Consider the following 26294-nt stretch of genomic DNA (forward strand, 5'->3'; position numbering starts at 1 on the left):
AGGCTCCAGAGGCGAAACCGCCCCTGAAGCCCGAATTCAACCGATTCTCACGATTGCACTTTTTACTTGTTGTTGTCGTCGACATCCGTGTATTCCGCGTCATACACATTGTTGTCGCCCTGCGGAGGCACGTTGCCCGCGCCGCCTGCACCAGCCGTCGGATCCTGCTGCGGAGCCGCATTCTTATACAGCTTCTCGCTGGCAGCATACATTGCTTTCTGCAGGTCTTCCATTCCGCTCTTCATGCGCTCTGTGTCATTCGCATTCATGGCTTCCTTGAGAGATGCAACCTTGGCATTCAGATCGGTTTTATCCGCTTCGTCCAGCTTGTCACCGCTGTCTGTAATCAGCTTTTCTACCGCATAGCAGAGGTTTTCCGCATTGTTCTTGGCGTCCACTTCTTCGCGGCGCTTTTTGTCCTCTGCAGCAAAGCGTTCTGCATCTTTGACAGCCTTGTCGATATCTTCTTTGCTCATGTTGGAGCTCGAAGAAATGGTGATTTTCTGCTCTTTTCCGGTACCCATATCCTTTGCCGAGACATTGACAATCCCGTTTGCATCGATATCAAAGGTAACTTCGATCTGCGGGATTCCACGCGGAGCCGGCGCAATGCCGTCCAGACGGAACAGGCCGAGCTGTTTATTGTCACGCGCAAATTCCCGTTCGCCCTGCAGGACGTTGACTTCAACCTGCGTCTGGCCGTCTGCCGCCGTAGAGAAGATCTGGCTCTTCTTCGTCGGGATGGTCGTATTGCGGTCGATGATCTTGGTCATCACGCCGCCCATCGTCTCAACGCCGAGAGACAACGGTGTAACATCCAGAAGCAGCAAGCCCTGTACTTCGCCGCCGAGAACACCAGCCTGCAGCGCCGCGCCGATTGCAACGCATTCATCCGGGTTAATTCCCTTAAACGGCTCTTTGCCGATAAAGCTTTTCACTGCTTCCTGAACAGCCGGGATTCTCGTAGAACCGCCAACCAGAAGAACTTTGTCAATCTGAGAGATGCTCAGGCCGGAATCGCTGAGCGCCTGACGAACCGGGCCCATGGTCTTTTCAACCAGATCCGCTGTCAGCTCATTGAATTTCGCACGGGAAAGTGTCAGATCCAGATGTTTCGGGCCGGTTGCATCCGCTGTGATAAACGGCAGGTTGATCGAAACCGATGTCATACCGGAAAGCTCAATCTTGGCCTTTTCTGCCGCTTCTTTGAGCCGCTGCATTGCCATCTTGTCGCCGCTCAGGTCAATTCCGGTCTCCGTCTTAAAGGACGAAACAATCCAGTCCATCACGCGCTTATCGAAGTCATCGCCGCCCAAGCGGTTGTTACCGGCTGTTGCCAAAACTTCCTGCACGCCATCGCCCATTTCAATGATCGAGACATCGAACGTACCGCCGCCAAGGTCATAAACCATGACTTTCTGGTCGTCGCCCTTGTCGATTCCGTAGGAAAGCGCCGCAGCTGTCGGTTCATTGATGATTCGTTTGACATCAAGACCCGCAATCTTACCGGCATCCTTTGTTGCCTGGCGCTGTGCGTCCGTAAAGTAAGCCGGAACCGTAATGACCGCAGAGGTCACGGTATCGCCGAGATACGCTTCTGCATCGCTCTTGAGCTTTTGCAGAATCATTGCGGAAATTTCCTGCGGCGTGTAGTTTTTGCCGTCGACTGTCACCTTGTAGTTGGTGCCCATCTCACGCTTGATGGAAGAAACGGTACGATCCGGGTTTGTAATTGCCTGACGCTTTGCAACCTGGCCGACCATGCGCTCGCCGGTTTTGGAAAAAGCCACAACAGACGGCGTTGTACGCGCGCCTTCTGCATTTGCGATTACGACCGGTTCTCCGCCTTCAATAACAGCCACACAAGAGTTTGTTGTTCCTAAGTCAATTCCAATTGTCTTTGCCATAATTCATTCCTCCAAAAATCAAATATTCGATCCGATTCAAACGGGTAAATTTAAAAAATCAGTTTGCTACCTGCACCATCGCGTGGCGAACAACCTTGTCGCCCAGAAGATATCCCTTTTGGAATACCGCGCTGATGACATTTTCATCCAGCGTATCATCTTCAATATGAGAAACTGCATTGTGCAGATCCGGATTAAATTCTTCCCCTACGCCCGCCATCTCTTCGACACCGAGTTTTTTCAGGGAATCAACCAGCTGTTTGGAGACCATCTCCACACCGCGCCGGAGATCTTCCGCGCTGCATTCTTTCTGTTCCAACGCCCGATCCAGATTATCGGCTACCGGAAGCAGCGCACAAATGGCTGCGATGGTTGCATCATTGTAGATGCCCGCCTTTTCCCGTTCCGTTCGTTTCCGGAAATTATCATATTCTGCAAGCGTCCGGAGGTGCTGCTCTTTTAACGTTTTGAGCTCCTCCTCCAATTTCTCTGCCTTCACACGGAGTGCGTCCGATGCTTGCTGCTCCGGTTTTTCCGCTGCAGGCTCCGCCGTTTTTTCGGCCTCCTGCCTTGGCTCCTCTTGCACCGGCTCCTCCGGCATTCGCTTCTCCTCATTCTTTTTCGCCAACGCTGGCAACTCCTTTCGGTAAAGCGCACGCGCTTTTTATTCAGTAAGATTCTTCCCGCATCAGCTGCGTTAAACAGGTTCCGACCGAGTGGGAAAGATATTCCAGATTTGCAATCGTTTTGCTGTAGTCCATCCGCATCGGCCCAATCACGCCGATTGCGCCGGCATCTTCGCCGCCAATCGCATACCGTGCGATCACAACGCCGGATTCTGCAAGTTCCGGGCGGCCGGTTTCTGCACCAACCAGCACCTGCATCTCGCCGGGCTGATTCAAAAGCAGACGCGCAACCTCACGGGAACGCTCCAAAAACTGCATCATTGCGAACGCCTTGGCGCCGCCATACTCCGGATAAAACAGAAGGTTGACCTGTCCGTCCAGACAAACATCCGTCTCCAGCGTATCGTTCGCGACCTCTAAAAGCGCCATCAGCGCCGAAGACATCAAGAGCATCATTTCCCCCAGGGAGGCGCCCAGTGTCTGAATGAAGGCCGGTGTAATGGAAGAAACGGGCTTTCCGGCCAGACGTTCATTGAAAACGCGGAAAAAGATCCGTAAAATTTCCGGCGTCAGATCAAAGTCACAGTGGAACACCCGTGTTTTCATGGTACCTGCAGAGGACATCAGAACGATCATCGCGGTCCGCCGGCTTGTCTGCACAAATTGAATTGCCCGGACAACGGCCATATTTCCGCTCGGTGTTGTCGAAACAGCGGCCAGCTTTGTGATCGCCGCGAGAACTTTCGAGACATTCAGAAGAAGCCGGTCCGGATCGTAAGCGCCTGCATGCAGGGCGGAATCCATATAATTCTTCTCGCGCTCTGTAACCGGCTTTTTTTCCATCATGTGATCGATATAAAGGCGGTATCCGCGCTGAGAAGGAATTCTTCCGGCCGACGTGTGCGGTTGCTCCAAAAAACCAAGCTCCGACAAATCCGCCATCTCGTTCCGCACCGTAGCAGAGGAGACGCCAAGATCAGAAGCAATCGATTTTGACCCAACCGGTTCCCCGTTTTCAATATACGAAGAAACGATCGCTGCGAGAATTTTTAGTTTTCGTTCACTCAATTCCATTCCGCTCACCTCCGCTCGCGGCCGGTTTAGCACTCCTTTATCTAGAGTGCTAAACTATGCTTTTAATTTACCATTTACATCCGATTTTGTCAAGATGATAAATGTAAAAGATTTATGAAGGAGCACCGCACTTCTTATACAAAACGGCCGTTTTCGCCAATTTTCTTTCACATGCGCTGGAAACGCACCGATGCTTCTGCATTTCCGCCCGGTTTCGCGCCAAATTCAAAAAGCAGGATGCTTTCAGTTTCGAAAGCATCCTGCCTGTTTCACGATAAAAGCTCTATTTGCGGATTCAAGCAGCCTGTATGTTTTAGCCTTTCAGCCGGCCGGTTTAAGGAAGATCAATACTGGCGACCCCAAACCACATGATGTTTGGCTGGTTTGCCGCAGCAAACGCAAACATCGCTGATGTGTTCCTCTTCAAACGGAATGCAGCGCGATTTCACACCGCCGGTCTCTTCCTTCAGCTTTTCTTCGCACGCGGTGTCGCCGCACCACATTGCATTGATAAATCCCGGTTTATTCTTGGCGATATCCAAGAATTCCTCGTGATTGTGCGCGTAATGTGTTTTAGCCTTCAGATTCTCCAGCGCTTTTGCATACATCCCGTCGTATACGGCCTGCAAGCCCTCTGCAACTGCTTCCGACAGCCGGTCAAGCGGCACAAAAATCTTCTCGCGGTTATCGCGCCGAACCAGAACACACTGATTTTTCTCGATATCCTTCGGTCCGATTTCCAGCCGCAGCGGCACGCCGAGCATCTCATACTGACTGAATTTCCATCCAGGAGATTGTGCGGAATCATCCAGTTTTACGCGATACGTTTCAGCAAGCTGCGCCTGCAGCTCCCGCGCTTTCTCCAGCACACCGGGCTTATGCTGCGCAACCGGGACAATCGCGACCTGAATCGGCGCAATCGCCGGCGGCAGAACCAAACCGTTGTCATCGCCGTGCACCATAATAATCGCACCGATCATGCGGGTAGACACGCCCCAAGAAGTCTGATGCGGATGCTGAAGCGTATTATCTCTGCCGGTAAATGTAATGCCGAAGCTCTTTGCAAAGCCATCCCCGAAATAGTGGGAAGTACCGCCCTGCAGCGCCACGCCGTTGTGCATCATCGGTTCAACAGTATAGGTTTCCAGTGCGCCTGCAAATTTTTCTTTCTCTGTTTTGCGTCCAATGACCGCAGGAATCGCGAGAGACTCCCGATAAAAATCTGCGTAGACATGCAGCATCCGCAGCGTTTCTTCCCGCGCTTCTTCTGCTGTTTCATGCATCGTATGGCCCTCCTGCCAGAGGAACTCCGAAGAGCGCAGGAACGGACGGGTCGTCTTTTCCCAGCGCATTACCGAACACCACTGGTTATACAGCTTCGGAAGATCGCGATAGGAATTGATGACCTTCTGATAATGCTCACAGAACAGCACCTCGCTGGTCGGACGAATGCAGAGCCGTTCCGCAAGTTTTTCACCGCCGCCCTGTGTTACCCAGGCAACCTCCGGTGCAAAGCCTTCGACATGGTCTTTTTCCTTCTGAAGCAGGCTCTCCGGAATCAGCATCGGCATATACACGTTTACGTGTCCGGTCTTTTTAAACCGCGTGTCCAGATCTTTCTGTATGTTTTCCCAAATGGCATATCCATACGGCTCAATCACCATGCAGCCCCGAACGCTGGAATAATCCATCAGTTCCGCTTTTTTTACAATATCGGTATACCATTTCGCAAAATCTTCATCCATTGGCGTAATGGCTTCCACCATTTTTTTCTGCTCTGCCATAACTCTCTCCGCGCAAATCTGCGCGCGCCTCCTTTTTCCCTTATTGATTCTTCTCTGAATCGTTCTTTGCCGTTACTTTATTTAAGATTACAATCGCAAGATAAATGATGACGATGACGACAAAAATTCCCAGCATGCCTTTGCCCATCAGTTCGAGCGCCTTGTAGACATTTTCGTCGGTGACTTCTCCAAGAACCGTTTGATACCACACAGAAAGCAGATACATCAGTTGGTTCAGCAGTTGCATTTTATTTTCCTCCTGTTTCCCGTTACATCAGGCCCCATGCCTGGGCAATGGAAAGAATAATTCCGCCGGCAATGACCGAACCGATCTGTCCTGCGACGTTTGCGCCGACCGCATGCATCAGCAGGTGGTTCTGATTGTCCTCTTTGAGCGCCATTTTCTGAATGACACGCGCGCTCATCGGGAATGCGGAAATTCCTGCGCCGCCGACCATCGGGTTCATTTTCTTGCCGGCCGGTGTAAAGAGATTGAGCAGCTTTGCAAACAGCACACCGCCGACGGTATCAAAGATGAACGCAAAGAGGCCCAGCGCCATAATCAGCAGTGTTCCCCAATTCAGGAACTTGTCCGCCTGCATCTGGAACGCAATTGTGACGCCGAGGAAAATCGTAATCAAATTTGCAAGCGGTCCCTGTGCGGTCTGCGAAAGGCTTTCCAGTTTTCCGCTCTCCCGGATCAGGTTTCCGAACATCAAAAATCCGACAAGCGCCGCAGAAGTCGGCGCAATCAGGCCTGCAATGAGCGTAACGATAATCGGGAACAGGATCCGCGTGGTTTTGGAAACCGACTGCGGATGATACGGCATCCGGATCTGGCGTTCCTTTTTCGTCGTTACCAGTTTAATTGCCATCGGCTGAATGATCGGCACCAAAGCCATATACGAATATGCCGCCACTGCAATTGCGCCCATATAGGTACTTTGCAGCTCCTGCGACACCAAAATAGAGGTTGGACCGTCTGCTGCGCCGATAACCCCCGCGGACATGGCGTCTTTCAGCGGGAATCCAAGCAATACCGCAAGCAAGACGGTAAAGAAAATGCCAAACTGTGCCGCGCCGCCGAACAAAAGCATTTTGGGATTGGAAAGCAATGGTCCGAAATCGATCATCGCACCGATACCAACAAACAAAAGAAGCGGAAACGCTTCCGATGCCTCAATTCCAATCCGAAACAGCCACTGCACAATCCCATTGTCTCCTAAAACGCCGGGCAGCGGCAGATTGACCAGAATCGCACCGAACCCCATCGGCAAGAGCAGTGCCGGCTCAAAATCTTTTTTGAGCGCCAGCCAGATCAGCAGCCCGCCGACAAGCCACATAACAATCATTTTGGGATGCTGCAGAATATACGATGCACCATCCGTTAAAAATCGGAATTCCTCCAACGCGATATTCCTTCCTTTCCGGACAAATTTAATTCAAAATCTCTGTCTATTATAAAGGGATCAGCAATAATTTTCAACTATATTTTTCCCTGAAGCGGAGAAAAACCGCAGCCGGTAAATCCTACCAGCTGCGGTTTTATTGGGCACATACTCAAACGTGGTCTTCGATATATTTCACGAGATCCGCGACGGTTTTGATATTTTCGACTTCGGTGTCCGGTACTTCAATCTCAAATTCGTCCTCAATGGACATCAGAAGATCGACAACATCCAGAGAATCCGCGTCGAGATCCTCCGCGATCGAGGTGTCGGGCGTAATGGAATCTTCCTCCACGTCGAACTGCTCGCTCAAAATCGCCTTTACCTTCTCCAATACCATTTGATTTCCTCCTTTTTGGTTTCTATACAGAAAATGAAATACTCAGCGTTATCAAAAAGCGATATTTTACAAATCATACACCTGCACGTACAGAACCGCAGCACTGCCTTTTTTCATGCGCTGATTTCCTTATCCACATATTATTAGCAAATTGATGGTTTGTCAATATAAAAAAATAATTTTATGCAAAATTGAGCGCAATCACGCTTTTTAAAATTTCAATTCGTAAGAAAATTTATTCCGGTCTCCGCGTTAACGGGCGTCCGTATAAGCGACCGGCGTATTGTCCATCAGGCATGCCAGTGTCTCCAGCCTCGTCACCGGCGCGCCCGGAGCCATCTGCAAATACTTTTCCTCGGTCAAACCTGCCGGAATGGACTCCAGCTCACGCGCTGCGCGAAACAGCGGAATGCCGTTGCGGATCAAGATCTGATGCATGGAGTCCTGCGTCAAATCGTTTGTAAACATGCAGTTGCACTGCGGGTATTTCAAATAGGACTGGACAAAAATCAGCGGTTCGTCGTCCACACTCATTAAACGCTCCAGCAGGATCACTTCCGCCTGCGGATTCACATGAAGCTTTTCCCCAATGGTTTTCCCGGCCGACGTGAGCATCAGCCGAATCACGACGGTTTTCGCCGTATCGCTTTTGCTGGGCACGCAATACCGGAAACTCGTCAGATTTTCCAGAGAAGTCTGTTCAATCTTTGGTTTCGAGACAAATGTCCCTTTGCCGCTGATCCGGTAAAGATATCCCTCAACGACCATTTCCCGGATTGCCTGCCGAACCGTCGGACGGCTGACATGAAAATGCTCTGCAATCTCCATTTCTGTTGGAATCGGCGTATCATAGCCGGAATGTTCACTGAGCACATAGCGAATCATAATTGCTTTAATCTGTTTATAAAGCGGAATTGTGGAATTCCGCTCGATGGTTTCGTTTTGGATTTCCATCGTTGTCTCCTTTATCGGCATGTTAAACGGCCTTTTGACCGAAAAAATCTTGGAATCTTTGTTATTATACAACACCGCATATCCCGATTTCTACCAGCATCCTGCCCAAAATCAAGCTTTAAAAAGTAGTGGTCTCCCCAAAACTCAAAAAGAGCGCCCGGCAGCAGTCGGCCGGGCGCCCCTTTGGCAGCCTGTGTTTAGAACAGATCTGCAACCGTCATAATCCGGAGGGAATTTGTAATTTCTTCTGCGGATACGGGCTTCGAGAGCGTATCTTTTGTAATACGGACGGTCTTTTCGCCCTTGGACATATCAAAGTAGTTATCGTCAAAGAGGCAATCAAATTCGTCAAAATCCAGATAGACATATCTTGCATAGGCCTGTGCCTGCAGACGAATGCAGAATGCGTTTTCCTCTTCCTGAACCTCGACCTGGAAATTCGGATCTTTAAACAGGAAATGCTTCGGTTTCACAAACAGGAACCAGTTGCGGTTGAGGCACACGCCGTCTGCAACAAGCTCCGCTTCCAGATAGACTTCCCGCGGATTGACGCCTTCCAGCAGTTCCGCTTTCGGAAGCGACAGCACACACGCGGAAGATCCGTTTTTCACGCAAAGTTCCATTTCGCCGCTGCGGATCACTTCTGACGTTGCATTTTTCAGGAACCAGCGCAGCGTGCAGGATGTGTCTTCCATCCGATCGCTAACCGTATACAGGTCCAGGTTTGCGCCCTCTTCATCGATGGAGAGCAGAACCGGCGCGAAGAAGTGCCGGGAACGATAGTGCAGCGCTTTCCATCTGCCCGCATAATCGATGCTGGCCCAGGTTGGCGCCTGCCAGCAATCGCCGACCTGCCAGTACAGCGCACCCATGCATCTGCCGCGAATCCGGCGCCAGTATTCGCTTCCGAACCGGACGCATTCCGACTGGACAACATGCGAGGCATAAACCGCTTTTTCAAAATCGTGCGGATACGGAAGATCCTGCAGCACGTAATAGAGGATATGGGCATTTCCATAGCCGTTTCCATTGCGCTGATGGTAATCCATAATATAGGAGCAGACCTCGCGGTCCTCAGGAAGTGTAAATTCCCGAATGGTCTTCATTGTCGGGAAGGACTGCAGTCCAAATTCCGATGTAAAGCGGGAAGGATATTCTTTGTACGCGGTATAGGGCTTAATCGCATTGTGCCAAACATCCCAGCAGTGAATATCGCCCATTTCCCCGCCGTTGGCATCGTGGAAAAAGCCATCGGACGACGGAGAAGACGGCCAGTACAGACGATCGGGATCATATTTCTTTGCAACATCCGCTAGCACCACTTCATACTGCCGGATATAATCGCGGCGCTTCTGCATGGTTTTGGTGTGTTCCCATTCATCGAACAGCCACTCGTTTTCATTGCTTCCGCACCACAGCGCAAGGCACGCATGGTGGCGCAGACGCTTGATATTATCCCGCGTCTCGGCAATGATATTCGCCTCAAATTCCGGCGTATAATGATAAAGCGCACAGGCAAACATGAAATCCTGCCAGAGGATGATTCCATACCGATCGGCTAAATCGTAAAACGCATCGCTCGGGAAAATCGCGCCGCCCCAGATCCGCATGCAGGTATGGTGAACCGCCGCGCAATCCCGAAACATTTTTTCAAGGCGGTCTTCCGTCTCTCGCGGAAGGAACTTATCCAGCGGAATATAATCGCCGCCCTTGGCAAAGATCCCGACGCCGTTGACTTCAATTTCAAACGATTCGCCCCACTGATCCGGCTCTCTGCGCACCCGCATGGAACGCAGGCCGATCCGCATTTCGTGCGCATCGAGTTCCTCGCCGTCTTTTTTCAGGGTGACACGCAGCGTATAAATCGGCTGATCGCCATAGCCGTTCGGCCACCAGAGCGCCGGATTCTCAACTTTCAAAGCAAGCACAGCCTGCTCTTCCTGCGTCTGCACACAGGTTTCATAAACCGTTCCGTCCGGCGCCGTCAAAAGCGCCTGCACAGAAACTGCATCGGATGCAAGACGCTCCAGCAGAACCTCGATTGTGAGGTCTGCGCAGCCGGGCGTATGGGTCTGGCGAACATACGGCGTGTCGAGCCGCACTGCGCTCCAGCCAATCAGTTCGATATCGCGCCAGATACCGGCATCCGGGATCTCCGGCTCCGAGTCCCAACCGAACATATTATGCGCCTTGCGGATATGCGGAAAGCCAAAGGTCGTATCTTTGATATTGTATTCAAACGGAAGCTTCCGATTCATCTCCCGCACATATTCCAGCGCCGAGGCAAAGACGATGCGAATCTCGTTTTCGCCTTCTGAAAGAATCGCCTTTACATCGAACTCGTAGGTTCGGTGTATATCGTCGGTTTCCGCAATTTTTTGTCCGTTTACATAGATTGTTGCAAGGGTGTCCAAACCATAGCATTTGAGGAGCACCTTTTCATTTGCAAGCAGCTCCTCGGTTACCGCAAACGTGCGGACATATTCGTAGTCCCGGGATGCAAATTCCCGTGCAATGATATCATTGTCCCGGAAATACGGATCCTCCAGTTTGTTTGCTGCCAGAAGATCGCAAAACACAGAACCCGGCACTACGGCAGGAATCCATTCTCCGGTTCCGTTTTCGCGCATTTTCCAGGCACCGTTTAAAGAAATTGTGTTCATCTACTCCGCCCCTTTTCTAATTTTTAATATTTCGATTCCCGCTTGATATCCGGGTCGCTGAAAATATCGGTCTCGTCAAAACTCGGCGTCGAAAACTCCGAATGTCATTACATATACAGCTAATTTTCTTTGTTTCCCGTACAAATTTATGTCTTATAAAAAACCTGGGGATTTCTGTCAAAATCCTGTTAAGATTCTGAAAAAGCAGTTGCAGCAGAGCCGATATCCTGCTATTTTGGTATACAAAGCATTTTTTCGGGAAAGTCTCCGTTTTCGTCCGGGTCCGACTTACAAAAACTCGGTCAAAACCGCTTTTTGACAGCAAACAGTGCACCATTCTGTTGGCTATTTCACAGGCTTACCGGAACCGGACTATTCAACAAGCTTTTCCGAAAGGCATTTTGAAAGGGGGAATTTAATTATGGGAAAAAAGATTACCATTCTAGGAGCCGGCAATGTCGGCGCCTCCATTGCATTTGCACTGACTGTAGATGGAATGGTTTCAGAAATTTTACTCATTGATATTAACAAGGAAAAGGCAGCCGGTGAAGCGCTGGATATTGTACAGGGAACGCCGTTCTGTTCTCCAGTCAAAGTCTATTCCGGGGAGTATTCCGACGCATCCGGTTCTGATCACATCATCTATGCCGCCGGAATCGCGCGCCGCCCCGGACAAACCCGTCTCGATCTGGCGCAGGCAAATTTGCAAATCCTGGATTCTATTCTGCCGCAAATTCAGCATTATGCCCCGCACGCGGTTTACATCGTCGTCAGCAATCCGGTCGACATCCTCACATACGCGATGATTCGGCGGTATGGAATGCCTGCACATCAGGTAATCGGCTCCGGCACCATTCTGGACACCGCCCGTCTGCGCGCCGGACTTGCAGAACATGTGCATCTCAACTCCAAAAACATTCACGCCTACGTATTCGGGGAGCATGGGGACTCTTTCATGATCCCCTGGTCGCTCACGTCAATCGGCGGCCTTCCAATGGAGCGCTACTGCACCGATCTCTGTGAAAAGCACAACACCTGCGGAAAAGAGGATCTCAAGCGAATCGAAAAAGATATTCGGGAATCCGGCGCAACCGTCATCCGCCTCAAAGGCTCTACCCACTATGCAATCGCGCTTTCAACCCGGCAGATCTGCGAGGCAATCTTCCAGGATCTCGATTCCATGCTCACGGTATCCGGCCTGATCCACGGACGCTATGGCATCGAAGACGTCTGTCTGAGTCTGCCGTTTGTGCTGGGCAACATGGGTATTAAGCGGGAAGTCACTCCGCCGCTGCTTCCAGCAGAAGAAGAACAGCTGCGCAGCAGCGCAGCTGTTCTAAAAGGCATGATTCATGCCCTCGGCCTGTAATTGTGTGCAAGTCCAGATCCCCATTTTGTTTTCCGCAGGAAAATTTATGATGCGCAAAATTCCGAACGCAACTTTCCGTCTTTCAAGGCACAAAAAAAGGAACGGCAATTGCCGTTCCTTTTTCAATGTCAAAATTTCGTTATTCTGCAATCCGCCACTTCACGCCTTGCGGAGTATCTTCCAGAATCACATGACGTGCCTTCAATTCGTCCCGAATCGCATCCGCCGTCGCCCAGTCCTTATTCTTCCGGGCCTCTGCACGCCGGGCAATCAAATCTTCAATTTCCTGATCCAGACTTGCAGGCTGCTTTTTCGCGTATAAAAGCCCCAAAACGTCCGCAAGCTCCTGGAACAACGCAAGTGCGAATTCGCACAATTCCTTGGAAGGCGCTTCCGACGCGCTGCATTTGGTGTTGATTTCGCGCGCCAGTTCAAAGAGCGCCGCAATGGCATCCGCCGTATTCAGATCGTCATCCATCGCACGGATGAAATCCTCGCGATGCGACGCCAAACTCTCGCGAATTTCCGCCTCGCCCGGCTTCTCGCCAGCAGGCGCATTCTGCAGCACAAATTCCAAATTGTCGCGGCAATTGTAAAGCCGCTCCAGCGAAGCCTTGCACTGCTCGATCACTTCGACGCTGTAGTTCACCGGCATCCGGTAATGGGAAGCAACCATCAGATACCGGATGGGTTCATAGCCATATTTTTCGGCAACATCGCGCACGGTAAAGAAATTTCCAAGAGACTTGCTCATTTTTGTGTTGTCGACATTGATATAGCCGTTGTGCATCCAATATTTTGCAAACGGAACACCATTGCAGCATTCACTCTGCGCAATTTCATTTTCGTGATGCGGGAAAATCAGATCCTGACCGCCGCAATGGAGATCAATGGTCTCTCCAAGATACCGGCGCGCCATTGCCGAGCATTCGATATGCCAACCGGGACGTCCTTTGCCCCAGGGAGACTCCCAAAACGGCTCGCCGGGCTTTGCCGATTTCCAGAGTGCAAAATCCATGGCAGATTCCTTCGTCTCTCCTACACTGATTCGCGCGCCAGCCTGCAGATCCTCGAGCGGCTGGTGGGAAAGCTTGCCGTATTCCGCAAATTTTCCGGTCCGGAAATACACGTCGCCGTCGGCCGTTGCGTAAGCATAGCCCTTCTCGACCAGCGTTGAGACGATCGAAATAATTTCATCAATGTTCTCTGTCGCAAGCGGATGCACGGTCGCCGGCCGCACATTGAGCCCTGCTGCATCCTTTTTGTATTCCGCAATATATTTCCGGGAAACGGTCAGATAATCGGTGTGTTCCTCTTCCGCACGGCGAATAATCTTATCGTCAATATCCGTAAAATTCTGGACATAGGTGACTTTCATTCCGCGATATTCCAGATACCGCCGAAGGACATCAAACACACAGATCGGACGCGCGTTTCCGATATGGATATAGTTGTAAACGGTCGGTCCGCAGGCATAAATTTTCACTTCGCCCGGAACCAGCGTCTCCAGTTCTTCCTTTTGACGAGACATGGTATTGTAAATTTTCATGATTGTTTCAGCCCTTTCCTCTAAAAGATTCCAAGTCGTTCATGCGCGGTCTGCCGTATCCTGTTTTTCAGCCAATCTGGAAACCACATGCTGCAATTTTTCGATTTCCATCTGCATCCGGCACAGTTCCTGCGCCACCGGATCCACAACATGAATCTGATCCAGACTGGCGCATGGCGCCGTTTTGACCCCGTTGACACGGACAATCCGCGCCGGCACGCCAACCGCCGTCGCATTGTCGGGCACTGCATCGAGCACAACCGCGCCAGCCGCAACACGGGCATTGTCACCCACGCGGAACGGACCGAGCACCTTGGCCCCGGCACCGACCAAAACATTGTTTCCGAGCGTCGGATGGCGCTTTCCGTGTTCCTTTCCGGTTCCGCCAAGCGTGACATTCTGATAAAGCGTACAGTAATCTCCGATTTCTGTCGTTTCCCCAATCACAACGCCCATTCCGTGGTCGATAAACAGACCCTTTCCGATCTTCGCGCCGGGATGAATTTCAATCCCGGTTTTATGCCGCGAACGCTGCGAAATATATCGCGCAAGGAACTTCAGATTATGCCGGTAACACCAATTTGCTTTCCGGTAAGCACGAACTGCACGAAACCCGGAATACAGGAAATAGACCTCCAGCCGCGAACGCGCCGCCGGGTCTCTTTCCATAAAGGAGTCTAGTTCTTCTCTCAATTCCCGAAACATCCATTGCCCTCGTTTCTGTGGATCGTCAGACTTTATTTCGCTGTTTTGATCAGCGCCCAATTCTGCTTAACATAGACAACACCGGAGAACACCGACAAAAGCGTCATCAGCAGCGTCATCACCGTGCTGATCACCGGGTAAACCGTATCGATTGCCGTCTTTTCTGTCAATGCGCCGAGAGAATTTCCCATTGCGGCAAGTTCCCCAAAATACTGCAGCAGCATGACCGTAAGGATCGTCGTGATCTGGCTGACCGTTTTTAGTTTACCCCAGAAGTTCGCCGCAACCACGGTCCCCTTTCCGGCCGCTACCAGACGCACCGACGTCACCATAAACTCCCGTGCGATTACCATAATTACGCACCAGGCCGGCATCACGCCCAGATCCACAAAGCAGACCAGCGCGGAAACGACCAAGATTTTATCAGCCAAAGGATCCATAAACTTCCCGAAATCCGTAATCTGCCCGTTCTTTCTTGCAAGCATTCCGTCCAGATGATCGGTATAAGAAGCCACGCTGAAAATTACAAATGCAATCAGCCAGCTGTGCGGAATCTGTTCGCCCAGCAAAAGCACCACAACAAAAAACGGAACCAGCAGAATGCGGAACAGCGTCAGCTTATTCGGCAGATTCATGTGCGTCCTCCTCGATCATGGAGCCAACCAGATCGCAGTCCATGCAGTCTTCAATCTCAACCTTCACAAATTGGCCAAACTGCGGTTTTTTTCCGCTGATGGTAAAGAATACTTTGCCGTCAATCTCCGGTGCATCCGCTTCTGTGCGGCCGAAATAACATTCCGCATAGCGGTCAAAGCCCTCCGTCATCACCGTAACTGTCTTGCCGATCATCGCTTCCCCGTGTTCCTGCATAATCAGCATCTGTTCTTCCTGAATCAGCTCTGCACGTCTTGCTTTGACTTCTTCGTCGACCTGATCCGGCAGCGACGCCGCCGGCGTTCCCTCTTCGCAGGAATATGCAAAACAGCCGAGCCGCTCAAAACGCACTTTGCGGATAAATGCCATCAGTTCTTCGAAATCGGATTCCGTTTCGCCGGGGAAACCCGTCATCACGGTTGTCCGCAAGGTCAGCCCCGGAATTTCCTTGCGCAATTTTTCAATCAGCGCTTCGGTTTCTGCCTTGCTTCCGCGCCGGTTCATCGCCCGGAGCACGGAATCCGAAATATGCTGCAGGGGCAGATCCATGTATTTTGCTACTTTTTCCTGAGAGGCAATCGTATGGATCAGTTCCTCCGTCACCAGGTCCGGATAACAATAGAGCAATCTGATCCAGCGGATGCCTTCAATTTCGCACAGCCGGTCTAAAAGTTCCGGCAGCGCCAGACGCCCGTAAAGATCCGCGCCATAGCGCGTGGTATCCTGTGCAATCAGGATCAGTTCTTTGGCGCCGTCCGCTGCAAGCAGGCGCGCTTCTTCCAGAATGGATTCCATCGGTCTGCTGCGGTATCCGCCGCGAATCTCCGGAATGGCGCAGTATGCACACCGGTTGTCGCAGCCCTCTGCAATTTTCAAATACGCAAAATAACTGGGCGTCGAAAGCTCCCGTCCGCCTTCCAGCGGCAGACGTTCTTTCTCCGGGAAACGGCCGACCCGCTCACCGCCGAGAACACGCTCGATAATCGACGCAATCTCACCGTTTGCGCCAATCCCGACAACCGCGTCTGCTTCCGGAAGCTCCTCCATCACCTGCTCGCGATACCGTTCCGCAAGACATCCGGTCACAATAAGCGCACGGATACGCCCCTCTTCTTTTAATTTTGCAAGCTCCAGAATCTCATCGATGGACTCCTGCTTCGCGCTCTCGATAAACCCGCAGGTATTGATAATTGCAACATCCGCAAGTCCCACATCGTCGCTGAGCATATACCCAGCATCTTTCAGAGACGCCATCAGCAGCTCCCCATCCACCTGGTTTTTCGGGCAGCCCAAACTGATCATTCCAACCTTAATTGCCATCCGCGCTTCACGCTCCAATTGCTATCATGTTTTTAAACATCCGCAGTCTCTTCATCCAATTCGGAAAGCACTGTGCGGATATCGCCGTATCGGTAGCCAAGCCGCTGCAGCGCTGCAACCGCGCGCCGCCGACAGGCTTCGTCCGATCCCGCCTGTGGATATTTCTTTTCCAGCAGCGCCCGGATCTTTTCACACGGATCCGGTTCCAGTTCCTCTACAATTTCCGCTGCAAGCTCCCGGTCAATGCCCTTTTGCTGCAATTCATAGACTGCCCGCTTGGCGGCATAGCCCTTCCGCGTCAGCAGATCGGCTGCTCTGGCGCGCGCATACTGTTCATCATCCATAAGCCCGAGATCTTCCATACGGGAAACCGCTTCTTTGGCCGCTTCCCGGGAAGTCACCCGGCTGATTTTTTCTTCCAGTTCCTTTTTGGAATGCGCCCGGTACTCCAAAAGGTAGAGTGCCTTTTCGCTGGCCCGGTAGCGTTCCGATTCCTGAAAAAGCGCTTCCAGCGCCTCCTCGGAAAGGTCGTCGCCGACCCGATATCCGGAGCGCAGCCAGATTTCGGTCGCAATGCGGCCGGCGCTTTCACCGTCCAAAAACAGCTCTGTGAGCAGTTTTCGGCGTTTTTTTACTTCCGTCAATACCATCTTTATTCGTCGTCTACGAGAATATCAATGTTGGCCTTCGACGTTTTTTTCGCCGGCGCGCTGGTGGGTTCCTCCGGTGTTTCCGGGATGGCCTCAACCTGCGGTTTTGCGGTTTTGCCCGATGCGCCCTTTGCCGGTTTTGTCGTCAGCTTATCAAAATTCTCCCGAATCTGCGCCTCAATTTCCTTTGCGAGTTCCGGATTTGCCGCAAGATATTCTTTTGCGTTGTCACGGCCTTGACCCAAACGAAGGTCCTTGTATCCAAACCAGGAACCGCTCTTCTGCACAATATTCAGCTTTGCGCCAAGATCCAGCAATTCGCCTTCGCGGGAAATTCCCTTGCCGTACATCACGTCAAATTCCGCCTCTTTAAACGGCGGCGCCACCTTGTTTTTGACGACCTTGACTCTTGTATGCGAACCGACCGGTGCACCATTTGCTTTGAGCGTCTCTACGCGCCGGACATCCAGCCGCACAGAGGCATAATACTTCAGCGCGTTTCCGCCCGCCGTAACTTCAGGATTACCGTATACCACACCGACCTTCAGTCGAAGCTGATTGATAAAGACCGCGATACAGTTGGACTTTGACACGACGCCTGCCAGCTTCCGCATGGCCTGCGACATTAGTCGCGCCTGCAGTCCGACATGTGCATCGCCCATTTCGCCCTCAATTTCCGCGCGCGGCACCAGTGCGGCAACCGAGTCCACCACCACAATATCCACCGCACCGGAGCGAATCAGCATTTCGGCAATCTCCAGCGCCTGCTCTCCGGTATCCGGCTGAGACACCAGAAGAGAATCAATATCTACCCCAAGCGCACTTGCATAAACCGGATCCAACGCGTGCTCGACATCGATAAATGCCGCTTCTCCGCCGACTTTCTGCACTTCGGCGACTGCATGCAGCGCAAGCGTCGTCTTTCCGGACGCCTCCGGGCCGTATACTTCAATAATTCTGCCGCGCGGAAGCCCGCCGATTCCGAGCGCCGCATCCAGCGAGATGGATCCTGTCGAAACAGCCTCCACCTGCAGGGTGCTGTTTTGCCCCAAACGCATGACTGCGCCTTTGCCAAATTGCTTTTCAATTTGTTCCAAAGCTGTTTCCAGCGCTTTTGTTTTATTAACTGCCATCCCGACGCCTCCGCTTCCAGATTTTTCAGCAGATTTCTTTCCTTCTGTGCGCGCTTTTTTCACACAGAAAATTCTGTGTCTATTATAACGGATTTTAAGCATAAAAGCAACGGCTATTCCGAATTTCAGTACAAATGTTCCCTCATTCTTTGATTAAAAACGGCAGACAAACGCACCCTGTCTGCCGTTTTATTCGGAGCTCTTTTTTCCACATACCATTCGGTCATGGCCCGATGCATCCGGAAGCACCTGAACGTCTTTTAGACCTGCATTTTGAAAAAGCAATGCAACCGCCGCCCCTTGTTCTTCCCCGATTTCCACCGCCATCAAACCGGCCGGCCGCAGAATCGGCAGCCAGTGTCTTGCAAGCGCCCGATAAAACACCAGGCCGTCCGCGCCGCCGTCCAGAGCCTCTGCCGGCTCCTGTAAAACTTCACGCTGCAATGTCGGAACGACCGCCGAGGCGATGTACGGCGGATTGGAAAGCACTGCATCTACCGGGTGGAACTGCCCTTCCGGCGCAGCCAAAACATTCGCACGGACTGCTTCTACATTCCACTGCGGATAGCGCCGGATATTTTCAAGCAAACAGACGTACGGTGCATCATAATATTCGACGCACTGCACGTTTGCCTCCGGCACAAGTGTGCAAACCCCCAGCCCCACTGCCCCGGTGCCGGCACACAAATCGAGCACTTCCCGCTTGCCGGTCTGCAGCAAAAATTCCGCCGCCGTTTCACAGAGCTGTTCGGTCTCCGGGCGGGGGATCAGAACTCCCTCCCGCACAGTCAGCGTCAGGGATAAAAATTCCCATTCGCCGAGCAGGTATTGCAGCGGCATGCCGTCAGCCCGCCGGGAAAGCAAGCGTTCATAGTGTTCCACCTTTTCCGGAGCGGGCGCCTCCGCACCGCGCAGCGCAAGACCTGCGCGGTCGATGCCGAACGTTTCCTGCATCAGACAGATCGCCTCAAATGCCGGATCAGCTGCCCCCGCTTCATGCAGAACCCGCTTCCCTCTTAAATAGAGTTCTTTGAGCGTGTGCTGCAAATCAAATCCTCCCCATTTTCCGGAATTACCTCTTTCAGCGCCGCAATGGCAACTTCCAGCATCTCGTCATCCGGCTCTTTGGTTGTAATCCGCTGTACCCATTTTCCCGGAGCAGCCAAAATCCGCGTTGCCAGATTGTCATACCGCCCGCAGATTTTCAGAAGTTCATAGCCGATTCCGACAATGATCGGAATGCAAAGCAGTTTCACGATCGTGCGTAAAAACGGATTGGAAAACGGAATAAAAAATCCAACTACAATTCCCAAGACAATCATAATCACCATAAAGCTGGTTCCGCAGCGCGGATGGAACCGCGAGTGTTTCCGGGCGTTTTCCACCGTCAGTTCCTCTTCGCTTTCGTAACAGAAAATCGTCTTATGTTCGGCGCCGTGATACTGAAACACCCGGTGAATATCTTTCATACAGGAACAAAGGACGACATACCCGAGAAAAATGAGGATCCGCATCACGCCTTCGATCAAGGCGCGCCAAACGGAAAGGCCCTCTCCTGCCCATTCGAGCAGGCCGTTGAAAATCAGAGTCGGCAGGAAGAAAAAAAGCGCAATTGCCAGCAGCACGCCCAAAACCGAACTGACAACCATAATGGCCGAATTGATTTTATCGCCGAATTTCCGTTCCAGCCACTGGTCGAATTTAGAGGGTTCTCCCTCCTCTTCTTCATAGCCGGACTTCTCAATGGAAATCTGCAGCGCCTGATAGCCAATACGCAAAGATTCCACAAACGTTACGATTCCGCGAAGGAAGGGCCATCCCAAAGCCGGGTACTTTTCCTTAATCGGATGGAGTTCCAATTCCTCCAGCAAGATGCCGTCTGTCTTATGGCGCACTGCAATACAGGATTTTTTGGGGCCGCGCATCATAATGCCCTCAATCAGTGCCTGGCCGCCGATACTGGTAATTCGTTTAATCTGCTCTCTTGCCATTTATTCGTCCTCTTTCTTTTCTTCTTTTCCGTCGGATCGTTTTGCGCCGGATTCCTGCGGAACAATAACCGGCAGGGTAATCGTGACTGCCGTCCCGATATTTTCATGGCTTTCCACTTCCAGCGTTCCGTTGTGCATGGAGACAATCTCATCCGCCAGTGCAAGCCCGATTCCGGACCCGCGCACAGACTGGTTTGCCTTGTAGAATTTCTCTTTGATCCGCGGAAGATGCTCCGCCGAAATTCCACAGCCGTTGTCGCTGACCACGACGTGGACAAATCCGCCCTCTTCGTTGACGCTGACCGAAATGGTTCCGCCTTCGGAAGTATACTTCAGCGCATTATCAATGATATTGATAAACACCTGCCGCAGCCGGTTGATATCGCCGAGTACCGGCGAAATATTTTCCGGCTCTTCATAAAGCAAAAATTTCTTTTCGGTGGAGGCACGCTCGCTGAACATGTAAACCGCCTCGCCGACCTCCGCCAGAATATCAATTTTTTCCATCATCAGCGTCATCCGGCCGCTCTGCATTCTGGAGAAATCGAGCAGTTCTTCCACAATTCCGGAAAGCCGTTCCGCTTCTCTGCTGATGACGCTGAGGCCTTTGGCGTAGGTTTTCCCGCTGATTCCGTCTTCCTGCAGCGTCTCCGACCAGCCTTTGATTGCAGTCAGCGGCGTACGCAATTCATGCGACACCGAAGAGATAAAATCATTCTTCATCCGCTCAGCGGAGCGCAGCTCCAACGCCATATCATTGATGGTGTCGCAAAGCTGTCCGACCTCATCTTCTTTGAATTTTTCCACACGCGCGTCAAAATCGCCCTGCGCAATTTGCCGGGCCGTCGCGTTGATCTCCTTGATCGGATTGACAATCGACCGCACAAAGTAAAGCCCGGAAAAAACAATAAACAAAATGATGAGCAGGCCCGCAATCAGCAGAACCGTAACAATCATACGTACTTGACGATCCGCCGCCTTGAGCGACACAAGATATCGGATGCCGCCAAGCTGTGCGCCGGTATCGCTGAAGAGCACCCGCGAAACCGCCATCACTTTTTCCCCGCTGGAAAGTTTCCCGGTCCAGGTACCGCGGCCCTCTTCATCCTGCAAAGCATACTCATAGTCCGGCATCATCTCGTTTGTATCCGGTTCAAACCCGGTTGAAGTGGTCACAACCTCACCGCGGGAATTGATGACCATCAGCTCCATAATTTCCTTATTTGGAAAATTTTCCACATAGTTCCGGGCAAAGCTGATAAACTCCGTCGAAGTCTTCCCATTAAAATCTACAAAAAAATTCATCAGCTGCAGGGAACTCGCATTGAGCGTGCTCTGGATTCCGTTATAAACATAGCCCTGCACAAAAATGGACAGCACCAGAACCAGCGTGATCAAAATAAACAGGACCATCCCCATCACATTCACAATCCATCTGCGGACAATGCTCTTTTTGGGCGTCAATCCAGGTTCCTCCTTCCGCACCGTTTTTTCGGCTCTTTTTTATGCCTCCCAGCGATACCCAAGCCCCCAAACGGTAATGATGTGCCGCGGGTTGGAAGGCTCTTCTTCCACCTTCATCCGCAGTCTCCGGATATTGACGTCAACAATTTTTTCTTCCCCGAAATAGGAATCCCCCCACACATGCCGCAGGATATCCGAGCGATCCAGCGCTGTTCCAGGATTCGAGAAAAAATACTCCATGATCTGAAATTCCACCTGCGTCAGTTCAATCGGTTTGCCTTGATGCGTCAAGGTCCGATTGCGCAAATTCAGAGAAAAGTCGCCGGAGCGGATCTCCTCTTTGAAGTCATTTTCCGTACGCATCGCAGAAAGCGCGACACGGCGATACACTGCATCCACACGCGCGACCAGTTCCGAAGGACTGAACGGCTTGGTCACATAATCGTCGGCGCCCATCATCAGGCCGCTGACCTTATCCATCTCCTGCGTCCGCGCAGTCAGCATAATAATTCCAATCGCGTTATTCTTTTTGCGCAATTCCCGGCAAACCGCCAAGCCGTCATATTTTCCCGGCATCATAATATCCAGAACGGCCATATCAAAATTTCCGTTTTCCTGTTCATATAGCTCCAGCGCCTTTTCGCCGTTTTCCGCTTCGTAGGTTTCATAACCGGCGCGTTCCAGATTAATCACTACAAATTCGCGGATGGTCTGTTCGTCTTCCGCGACTAAAATTCGTTTCATCTTCAAAAACTCCTCCTTCATTTTAGCTAAGCAAGCTGAAACTGTTTTCCACTTCCGTGAGATCCATCCGCAGAGGATTCTCTGTTTCGGGCAGTTTCACTGTGTACAGATAGCCGTTCTGTTTTTCCAGTTGAGCATATTGATCCACACCCGAAAAACGCATCCATTCTTCCTCTGTAAAGACCCGGATTTTCAGCAAAAATTCGCCCTTTCGCGTCAGAGCCGTTGCCGTTTTATCCCACTCAAAGAAGGAAATGGAAGATTCCCGAACGTCGCAGGTCACAGCGCCGTCCCAGGATTCCGGCAAAACAAAACAATAGCCGTAATCCAGGCTGACCACTGTACTTGCCGCACGCAAAAGCGTGCCTTCTTCCGGATCAAATCGGTTCCAGTGCACAATATAATTGGAAATATTCCCCTTGTCGTCTTCAATTCCAGGCATCAGTTCCACGGTGGGGATTTCCAGGTATCCGTCTTTGTTGATATCGCGTGAAGTGATTGCCGCAGCAGCACTGCGCTGGCTGACATTCACCGAATTTGCATCTTTATTTTTCGGCTGCACTACCAAACGGCCGATGCCGTCTGTTTTCTGCCAGTAAACCAGTTCGGAAATCATACTATTGTCTGCCTTGACGCCATCCATAACAACCGCAAGCTGTCCTTTCGCCACCTGTCCTACGGTCACTTGCGCGTAACGCGTGACGGATGCATCCACATCCACCGTAGCAATGTTGCGGATTCCGTCATCCTTCACGCGGTAAAGGCTCGCTTTTGCCGGCGTTTCTTTCGTGGTTTCCTCATCAATACTCTCTGTTTTGGAAACTTCCGCCAGGAACAATTCGTCCCCGCCGTCTCCGTCGAGGTCTTCCACAACCAGTTCGCTATAGGTCCGTCCCAGTCGAATATCGCACATTTTATTTTCATGCCACACATAAACGCTGACGTTTCCGGTCTGATTGACCGGGCTTCCCCAACCGACGACTGCTTCTAATTTGCCGTCATTGTTGAGATCCCCGAAACATACGCGGTCAATTTGTGAATAGGAATATGCATATTTTGCGACTACCGACCATTCTCCGTTGTTTTCTTCTGTCAGAAAAATAATCGTCGTGCCGCCGCTTTCATCCGGTGTCCGATAAAAGCCAATGACATCCGGTCTGCCGTCTCCGGTAAGGTCCTCATCCATAAGAATGGCAGAACGATAGCTGCCGTTTTTCGGATAACACAATTTCAGCTCCGCACCAGCCTCTTCGCGGATCAGCTGCTGAATCATCTGCTTATCTCCGGTCGGACTGGGCGGCTGCATCAACGCTTCCGTATCCATTATCGAAAAAGAACACCCGGAAAATGAAAAAAGAAGCAATACCGTCCCAAAAATCGCTGCCAGTCTCTTTTTCATTTTCCCAACCTCCTTTGCTTGATCATGCACCATCGCTTCCAGCAACAAAACGCGGAAAGAGAAGCTGCACAAATCAACTCTCTCCCCGGCAAGGCGCTGCCTAAGGGACCATTCCTTTATATCATTGTGATCAATATTATGTTATTATATCATTTTATAAGGAAAAAGAACAGTTTCAATTGTGTAACTCTCTGGCCGTTGCGCGATTTTTTTATGATTCCTCCGGCTTTTTTTATTATAAATCGGTTGTCCAGATCGAAAAAAGTTGCAATTTAAGGATTGACAACCCTTTCTGAACCTGTTATACTATTTGAGCAGTCAACTTTGGGATAGATTTGAAGTGTGGCTGACAGTTATTTTTAATGAAGCTGTTCATTAAAAATTGAGGATTTGTTTGATTACCCTCCTCGGCTTCCTCTGGCCGTGTAAAAATTCGGGGGACATCTTTTCATGCAGGTATGGCGGAATTGGCAGACGCGCATGGTTCAGGTCCATGTGAAAGCAATTTCATGCAGGTTCAAGTCCTGTTACCTGCACCAAAAGCACGGTAGTTTTGAAAGAAACTATCGTGCTTTTTTGTTTATCATTTACTTAGGAAACACTTGGAGAATACTTTGCAGCATGGTAATTCAGGTATTTCTATCGGCAGATAAAAAGCACTTTTTGAACAAGGCGCGCACATTCTGCGCTTAAAAATTTTTCGTCCGCAAAGGCGCATTTCCTTTACAAATAATTTTCGCTGTATTTCGTAAAAGTTGCTTTTTCCACACATGAATTTCTGTTGTCCATCCTGTCGGAACCACCATCCATTGATTGTCCTCACAGTCTTGCAGCAAGATCTTGTTTAAAAGCACAACGTCACTCTAGGCGCACCACGAATCAAACACCGCCGAAATCAAATACGAAAGGATATTCCCTTTACACTTTTCATATTCGCAGAAAGAATTTGTTGCAAACCGTGTCTGCGCGCCATTTTCAGGGTTTTTATTTCTTCGTTCATGGCAAATATGCATAAAATTCAAACTGATCATTTGAAATTAATTTACAAATTGCCACTTGCGGCCTAAGGGTTTTTGGAAAGGTATTTTGCTTTACACGTTTCTTAAAAAACACATCAAATAATTCATTCCTTACAGGCATTTTACTCTGCCTCACAAGCACATTGTCATACAATGGAAAGGAATTGCAGAACGCCCCATAATACGATGTCCGTTTTCCAAAACCGAAACCCTATTGTGCTTGTTTTTCATAACGTCCGATCAGAAGTGCAAATTTCCTTTCCACTGGAGCAGTCCAAAATTTCGAACTGCGTTTTTATTTGAAAGGCAGCACATCCTAAACCCATGATTATTTTAGAAATGTTGGCAAATCCGAAATGAAAAGGCGCTGCTCTTATCCCAAAACCGAACAAATGGAATTTACCGTGGCTACAACAAAAATCACCAGCCACATGATCATTAGAATCGCATGCAAAACTTGCCGATATTTCGGATAATTCGCCGTTATCATAGAAATGAAAGACCAAAAAAAGGAAATGATACAGCTTCCAGGTATCAACAAAAACGGAATTACAAATCCTGGATGCGTCTCCGGCAGATTCATACGCTTCACAATCGCTCTCAGTACAAGCGCAGAAACAATTGCCAGTGCATAACTGCAAAGCAAGCGTATGGGCCGTTTCTTTTCTAACAAATTCATCTCAAAACCCCATCCTAATCGCACACAAAACAAGTTCTGACCACTGCAAGCGCAACAGGTGGGCCAATCCCAAATTCTGTGTAAACGCTAAATCGTGGTGCAAAATAGAGCAAAATCATTTTAAGGCGGGAGCGGCGCAAGCTGCTGCTGCCTTGTCTATAAAATAACAGCGCTTCGAGGGTATGTCAAGGGCGGAGGCGTCAGCCTCCGTTCACCGGAGCGATGCTGTCGCACCGCGCAGACCCTTGACATACCGCGGTGTGCAGAGTCGGTCAATCCGGCATGCGGCCGGCAAAGAACACGGCCGGCTGCGCATGTGAATCAGGCTCCAGTCCTGCCGCTTTCCGGTCCATTTCTTCGTAATATCCATCATGGCTAAATACAGCATCTTCAGCAGACTGTCGTCCGTAGGGAATACCGATTTTGCCTTGCTCACTTTCCGAAGCTGTCGGTTAAAGCCCTCGATTGCATTGGTTGTATAGATCAGGCGGCGCACCTCCTGCGGGTACTTGAAATAAGCGCTCAGGTTGGGCCAATTCTCCCGCCAGGACGGAGCGATCTTCGGGTATTTTTTGTCCCATTTCTCCGCAAAAGTATCCAGAGCGTCCAAAGCAGCAGACTCATCGACTGCGGCATAGACTCTGCCTTCAGGTCTGCCATGAGCGCCTTTATGCCCTTGTAGGACACATATTTGCTGGAATTTCGGAGCTGATGGATGATACAGTTCTGGATTTCCGTTTTGGGAAATACGGCTTCAATCGCTGCAGAAAACCCGGTCAGATTGTCTGTGCAGGCGATGAAAATGTCCTCAATTCCGCGGTT

Annotated in this window: 22 protein-coding genes, 1 tRNA gene and 1 pseudogene; 2 read left to right on the top strand and 22 right to left on the bottom strand. The window is 50.8% G+C overall.

Annotated features, from left to right (window positions below):
- Positions 1 to 62 precede the first annotated feature (62 nt).
- The 9 genes from dnaK to IAG03_RS07055 all read right to left on the bottom strand — a co-directional run bounded on the left by dnaK (position 63) and on the right by IAG03_RS07055 (position 10796).
- Entirely contained in the window at positions 63 to 1907 is a 1845-nt protein-coding gene (dnaK, locus tag IAG03_RS07015) for a molecular chaperone DnaK (protein WP_249319401.1), read from the bottom strand.
- 58 nt (positions 1908 to 1965) lie between these two features.
- The gene (gene grpE / locus IAG03_RS07020; protein WP_249319403.1) at positions 1966 to 2535 is read right to left on the bottom strand and encodes a nucleotide exchange factor GrpE; all 570 of its coding nucleotides are present in this window, start codon (positions 2533 to 2535) and stop codon (positions 1966 to 1968) included.
- Between the two features lie 40 nt (positions 2536 to 2575).
- A complete protein-coding gene (hrcA, locus tag IAG03_RS07025) occupies positions 2576 to 3607 on the bottom strand; it encodes a heat-inducible transcriptional repressor HrcA (RefSeq protein WP_249319405.1) in 1032 nt (343 codons plus the stop codon).
- 344 nt (positions 3608 to 3951) lie between these two features.
- The gene (proS, locus tag IAG03_RS07030; RefSeq protein ID WP_249319407.1) at positions 3952 to 5391 is read right to left on the bottom strand and encodes a proline--tRNA ligase; all 1440 of its coding nucleotides are present in this window, start codon (positions 5389 to 5391) and stop codon (positions 3952 to 3954) included.
- A 40-nt stretch (positions 5392 to 5431) separates the two neighbouring features.
- Positions 5432 to 5638, bottom strand: coding sequence for an OadG-related small transporter subunit (locus IAG03_RS07035; protein WP_249319408.1), 207 nt, complete (start codon positions 5636 to 5638; stop codon positions 5432 to 5434).
- Positions 5639 to 5660: 22 nt separating this feature from the next.
- Positions 5661 to 6743, bottom strand: coding sequence for a sodium ion-translocating decarboxylase subunit beta (locus IAG03_RS07040; protein WP_249319433.1), 1083 nt, complete (start codon positions 6741 to 6743; stop codon positions 5661 to 5663).
- 208 nt (positions 6744 to 6951) lie between these two features.
- Positions 6952 to 7179 carry an acyl carrier protein gene (gene acpP / locus IAG03_RS07045; protein ID WP_249319410.1) on the bottom strand — a complete coding sequence of 76 codons (228 nt, stop codon included), beginning with the start codon at positions 7177 to 7179 and terminating at the stop codon, positions 6952 to 6954.
- Positions 7180 to 7431: 252 nt separating this feature from the next.
- Positions 7432 to 8133 (bottom strand): GntR family transcriptional regulator, encoded by a 702-nt coding sequence (locus IAG03_RS07050; protein ID WP_249319412.1) that lies wholly within the window; start codon positions 8131 to 8133, stop codon positions 7432 to 7434.
- Between the two features lie 197 nt (positions 8134 to 8330).
- A complete protein-coding gene (locus tag IAG03_RS07055) occupies positions 8331 to 10796 on the bottom strand; it encodes a beta-mannosidase (protein ID WP_249319414.1) in 2466 nt (821 codons plus the stop codon).
- 421 nt (positions 10797 to 11217) lie between these two features.
- Between IAG03_RS07055 and IAG03_RS07060 the strand changes: the two genes are divergently transcribed.
- A complete protein-coding gene (locus IAG03_RS07060; protein ID WP_249319416.1) occupies positions 11218 to 12165 on the top strand; it encodes an L-lactate dehydrogenase in 948 nt (315 codons plus the stop codon).
- Between the two features lie 139 nt (positions 12166 to 12304).
- Here IAG03_RS07060 and cysS read toward each other — a convergent pair whose 3' ends face one another.
- The 11 genes from cysS to IAG03_RS07115 all read right to left on the bottom strand — a co-directional run bounded on the left by cysS (position 12305) and on the right by IAG03_RS07115 (position 23774).
- Positions 12305 to 13714, bottom strand: coding sequence for a cysteine--tRNA ligase (gene cysS, locus IAG03_RS07065; protein WP_249319417.1), 1410 nt, complete (start codon positions 13712 to 13714; stop codon positions 12305 to 12307).
- A 39-nt stretch (positions 13715 to 13753) separates the two neighbouring features.
- Positions 13754 to 14419, bottom strand: coding sequence for a serine O-acetyltransferase EpsC (epsC, locus tag IAG03_RS07070; RefSeq protein WP_249319418.1), 666 nt, complete (start codon positions 14417 to 14419; stop codon positions 13754 to 13756).
- Positions 14420 to 14451: 32 nt separating this feature from the next.
- Positions 14452 to 15054, bottom strand: coding sequence for a CDP-diacylglycerol--glycerol-3-phosphate 3-phosphatidyltransferase (pgsA, locus tag IAG03_RS07075; protein WP_249319419.1), 603 nt, complete (start codon positions 15052 to 15054; stop codon positions 14452 to 14454).
- Positions 15038 to 16393, bottom strand: coding sequence for a 30S ribosomal protein S12 methylthiotransferase RimO (rimO, locus tag IAG03_RS07080; RefSeq protein WP_249319420.1), 1356 nt, complete (start codon positions 16391 to 16393; stop codon positions 15038 to 15040). The genes pgsA and rimO overlap by 17 nt, the downstream gene beginning before the upstream one ends.
- Positions 16394 to 16425: 32 nt before the next feature.
- Positions 16426 to 17043 (bottom strand): regulatory protein RecX, encoded by a 618-nt coding sequence (locus tag IAG03_RS07085; RefSeq protein WP_249319421.1) that lies wholly within the window; start codon positions 17041 to 17043, stop codon positions 16426 to 16428.
- A 2-nt stretch (positions 17044 to 17045) separates the two neighbouring features.
- Positions 17046 to 18176, bottom strand: coding sequence for a recombinase RecA (gene recA / locus IAG03_RS07090; protein WP_249319422.1), 1131 nt, complete (start codon positions 18174 to 18176; stop codon positions 17046 to 17048).
- 189 nt (positions 18177 to 18365) lie between these two features.
- Entirely contained in the window at positions 18366 to 19223 is an 858-nt protein-coding gene (gene prmC, locus IAG03_RS07095) for a peptide chain release factor N(5)-glutamine methyltransferase (RefSeq protein ID WP_249319423.1), read from the bottom strand.
- Positions 19193 to 20167: a DUF1385 domain-containing protein gene (locus tag IAG03_RS07100; RefSeq protein ID WP_249319424.1), complete on the bottom strand. Its 975-nt coding sequence runs from the start codon at positions 20165 to 20167 to the stop codon at positions 19193 to 19195. Before IAG03_RS07100 ends, prmC begins: the two co-directional genes overlap by 31 nt.
- On the bottom strand, positions 20168 to 21631 hold the full coding sequence (locus IAG03_RS07105) for a sensor histidine kinase (protein ID WP_249319425.1): 1464 nt from the start codon (positions 21629 to 21631) through the stop codon (positions 20168 to 20170).
- A gap of 39 nt (positions 21632 to 21670) precedes the next feature.
- Positions 21671 to 22375 (bottom strand): response regulator transcription factor, encoded by a 705-nt coding sequence (locus IAG03_RS07110; RefSeq protein WP_249319426.1) that lies wholly within the window; start codon positions 22373 to 22375, stop codon positions 21671 to 21673.
- A 22-nt stretch (positions 22376 to 22397) separates the two neighbouring features.
- Positions 22398 to 23774, bottom strand: a complete 1377-nt coding sequence (locus IAG03_RS07115; protein ID WP_249319427.1) for an FG-GAP repeat domain-containing protein — start codon at positions 23772 to 23774, stop codon at positions 22398 to 22400.
- 452 nt (positions 23775 to 24226) lie between these two features.
- On the opposite strand from IAG03_RS07115, the gene IAG03_RS07120 reads away from it, so the two are divergent.
- Positions 24227 to 24313, top strand: a tRNA-Leu gene (locus tag IAG03_RS07120).
- Between the two features lie 853 nt (positions 24314 to 25166).
- Here IAG03_RS07120 and IAG03_RS07125 read toward each other — a convergent pair.
- Both IAG03_RS07125 and IAG03_RS07130 read right to left on the bottom strand, forming a co-directional pair.
- Positions 25167 to 25472: a hypothetical protein gene (locus IAG03_RS07125; RefSeq protein ID WP_249319428.1), complete on the bottom strand. Its 306-nt coding sequence runs from the start codon at positions 25470 to 25472 to the stop codon at positions 25167 to 25169.
- Positions 25473 to 25744: 272 nt separating this feature from the next.
- A pseudogene (locus tag IAG03_RS07130) lies at positions 25745 to 26294 on the bottom strand (IS256 family transposase); the annotation flags it as partial.

The organism is Yeguia hominis (assembly GCF_014384705.1).
GTDB classification, from domain to species: domain Bacteria; phylum Bacillota; class Clostridia; order Oscillospirales; family Acutalibacteraceae; genus Yeguia; species Yeguia hominis.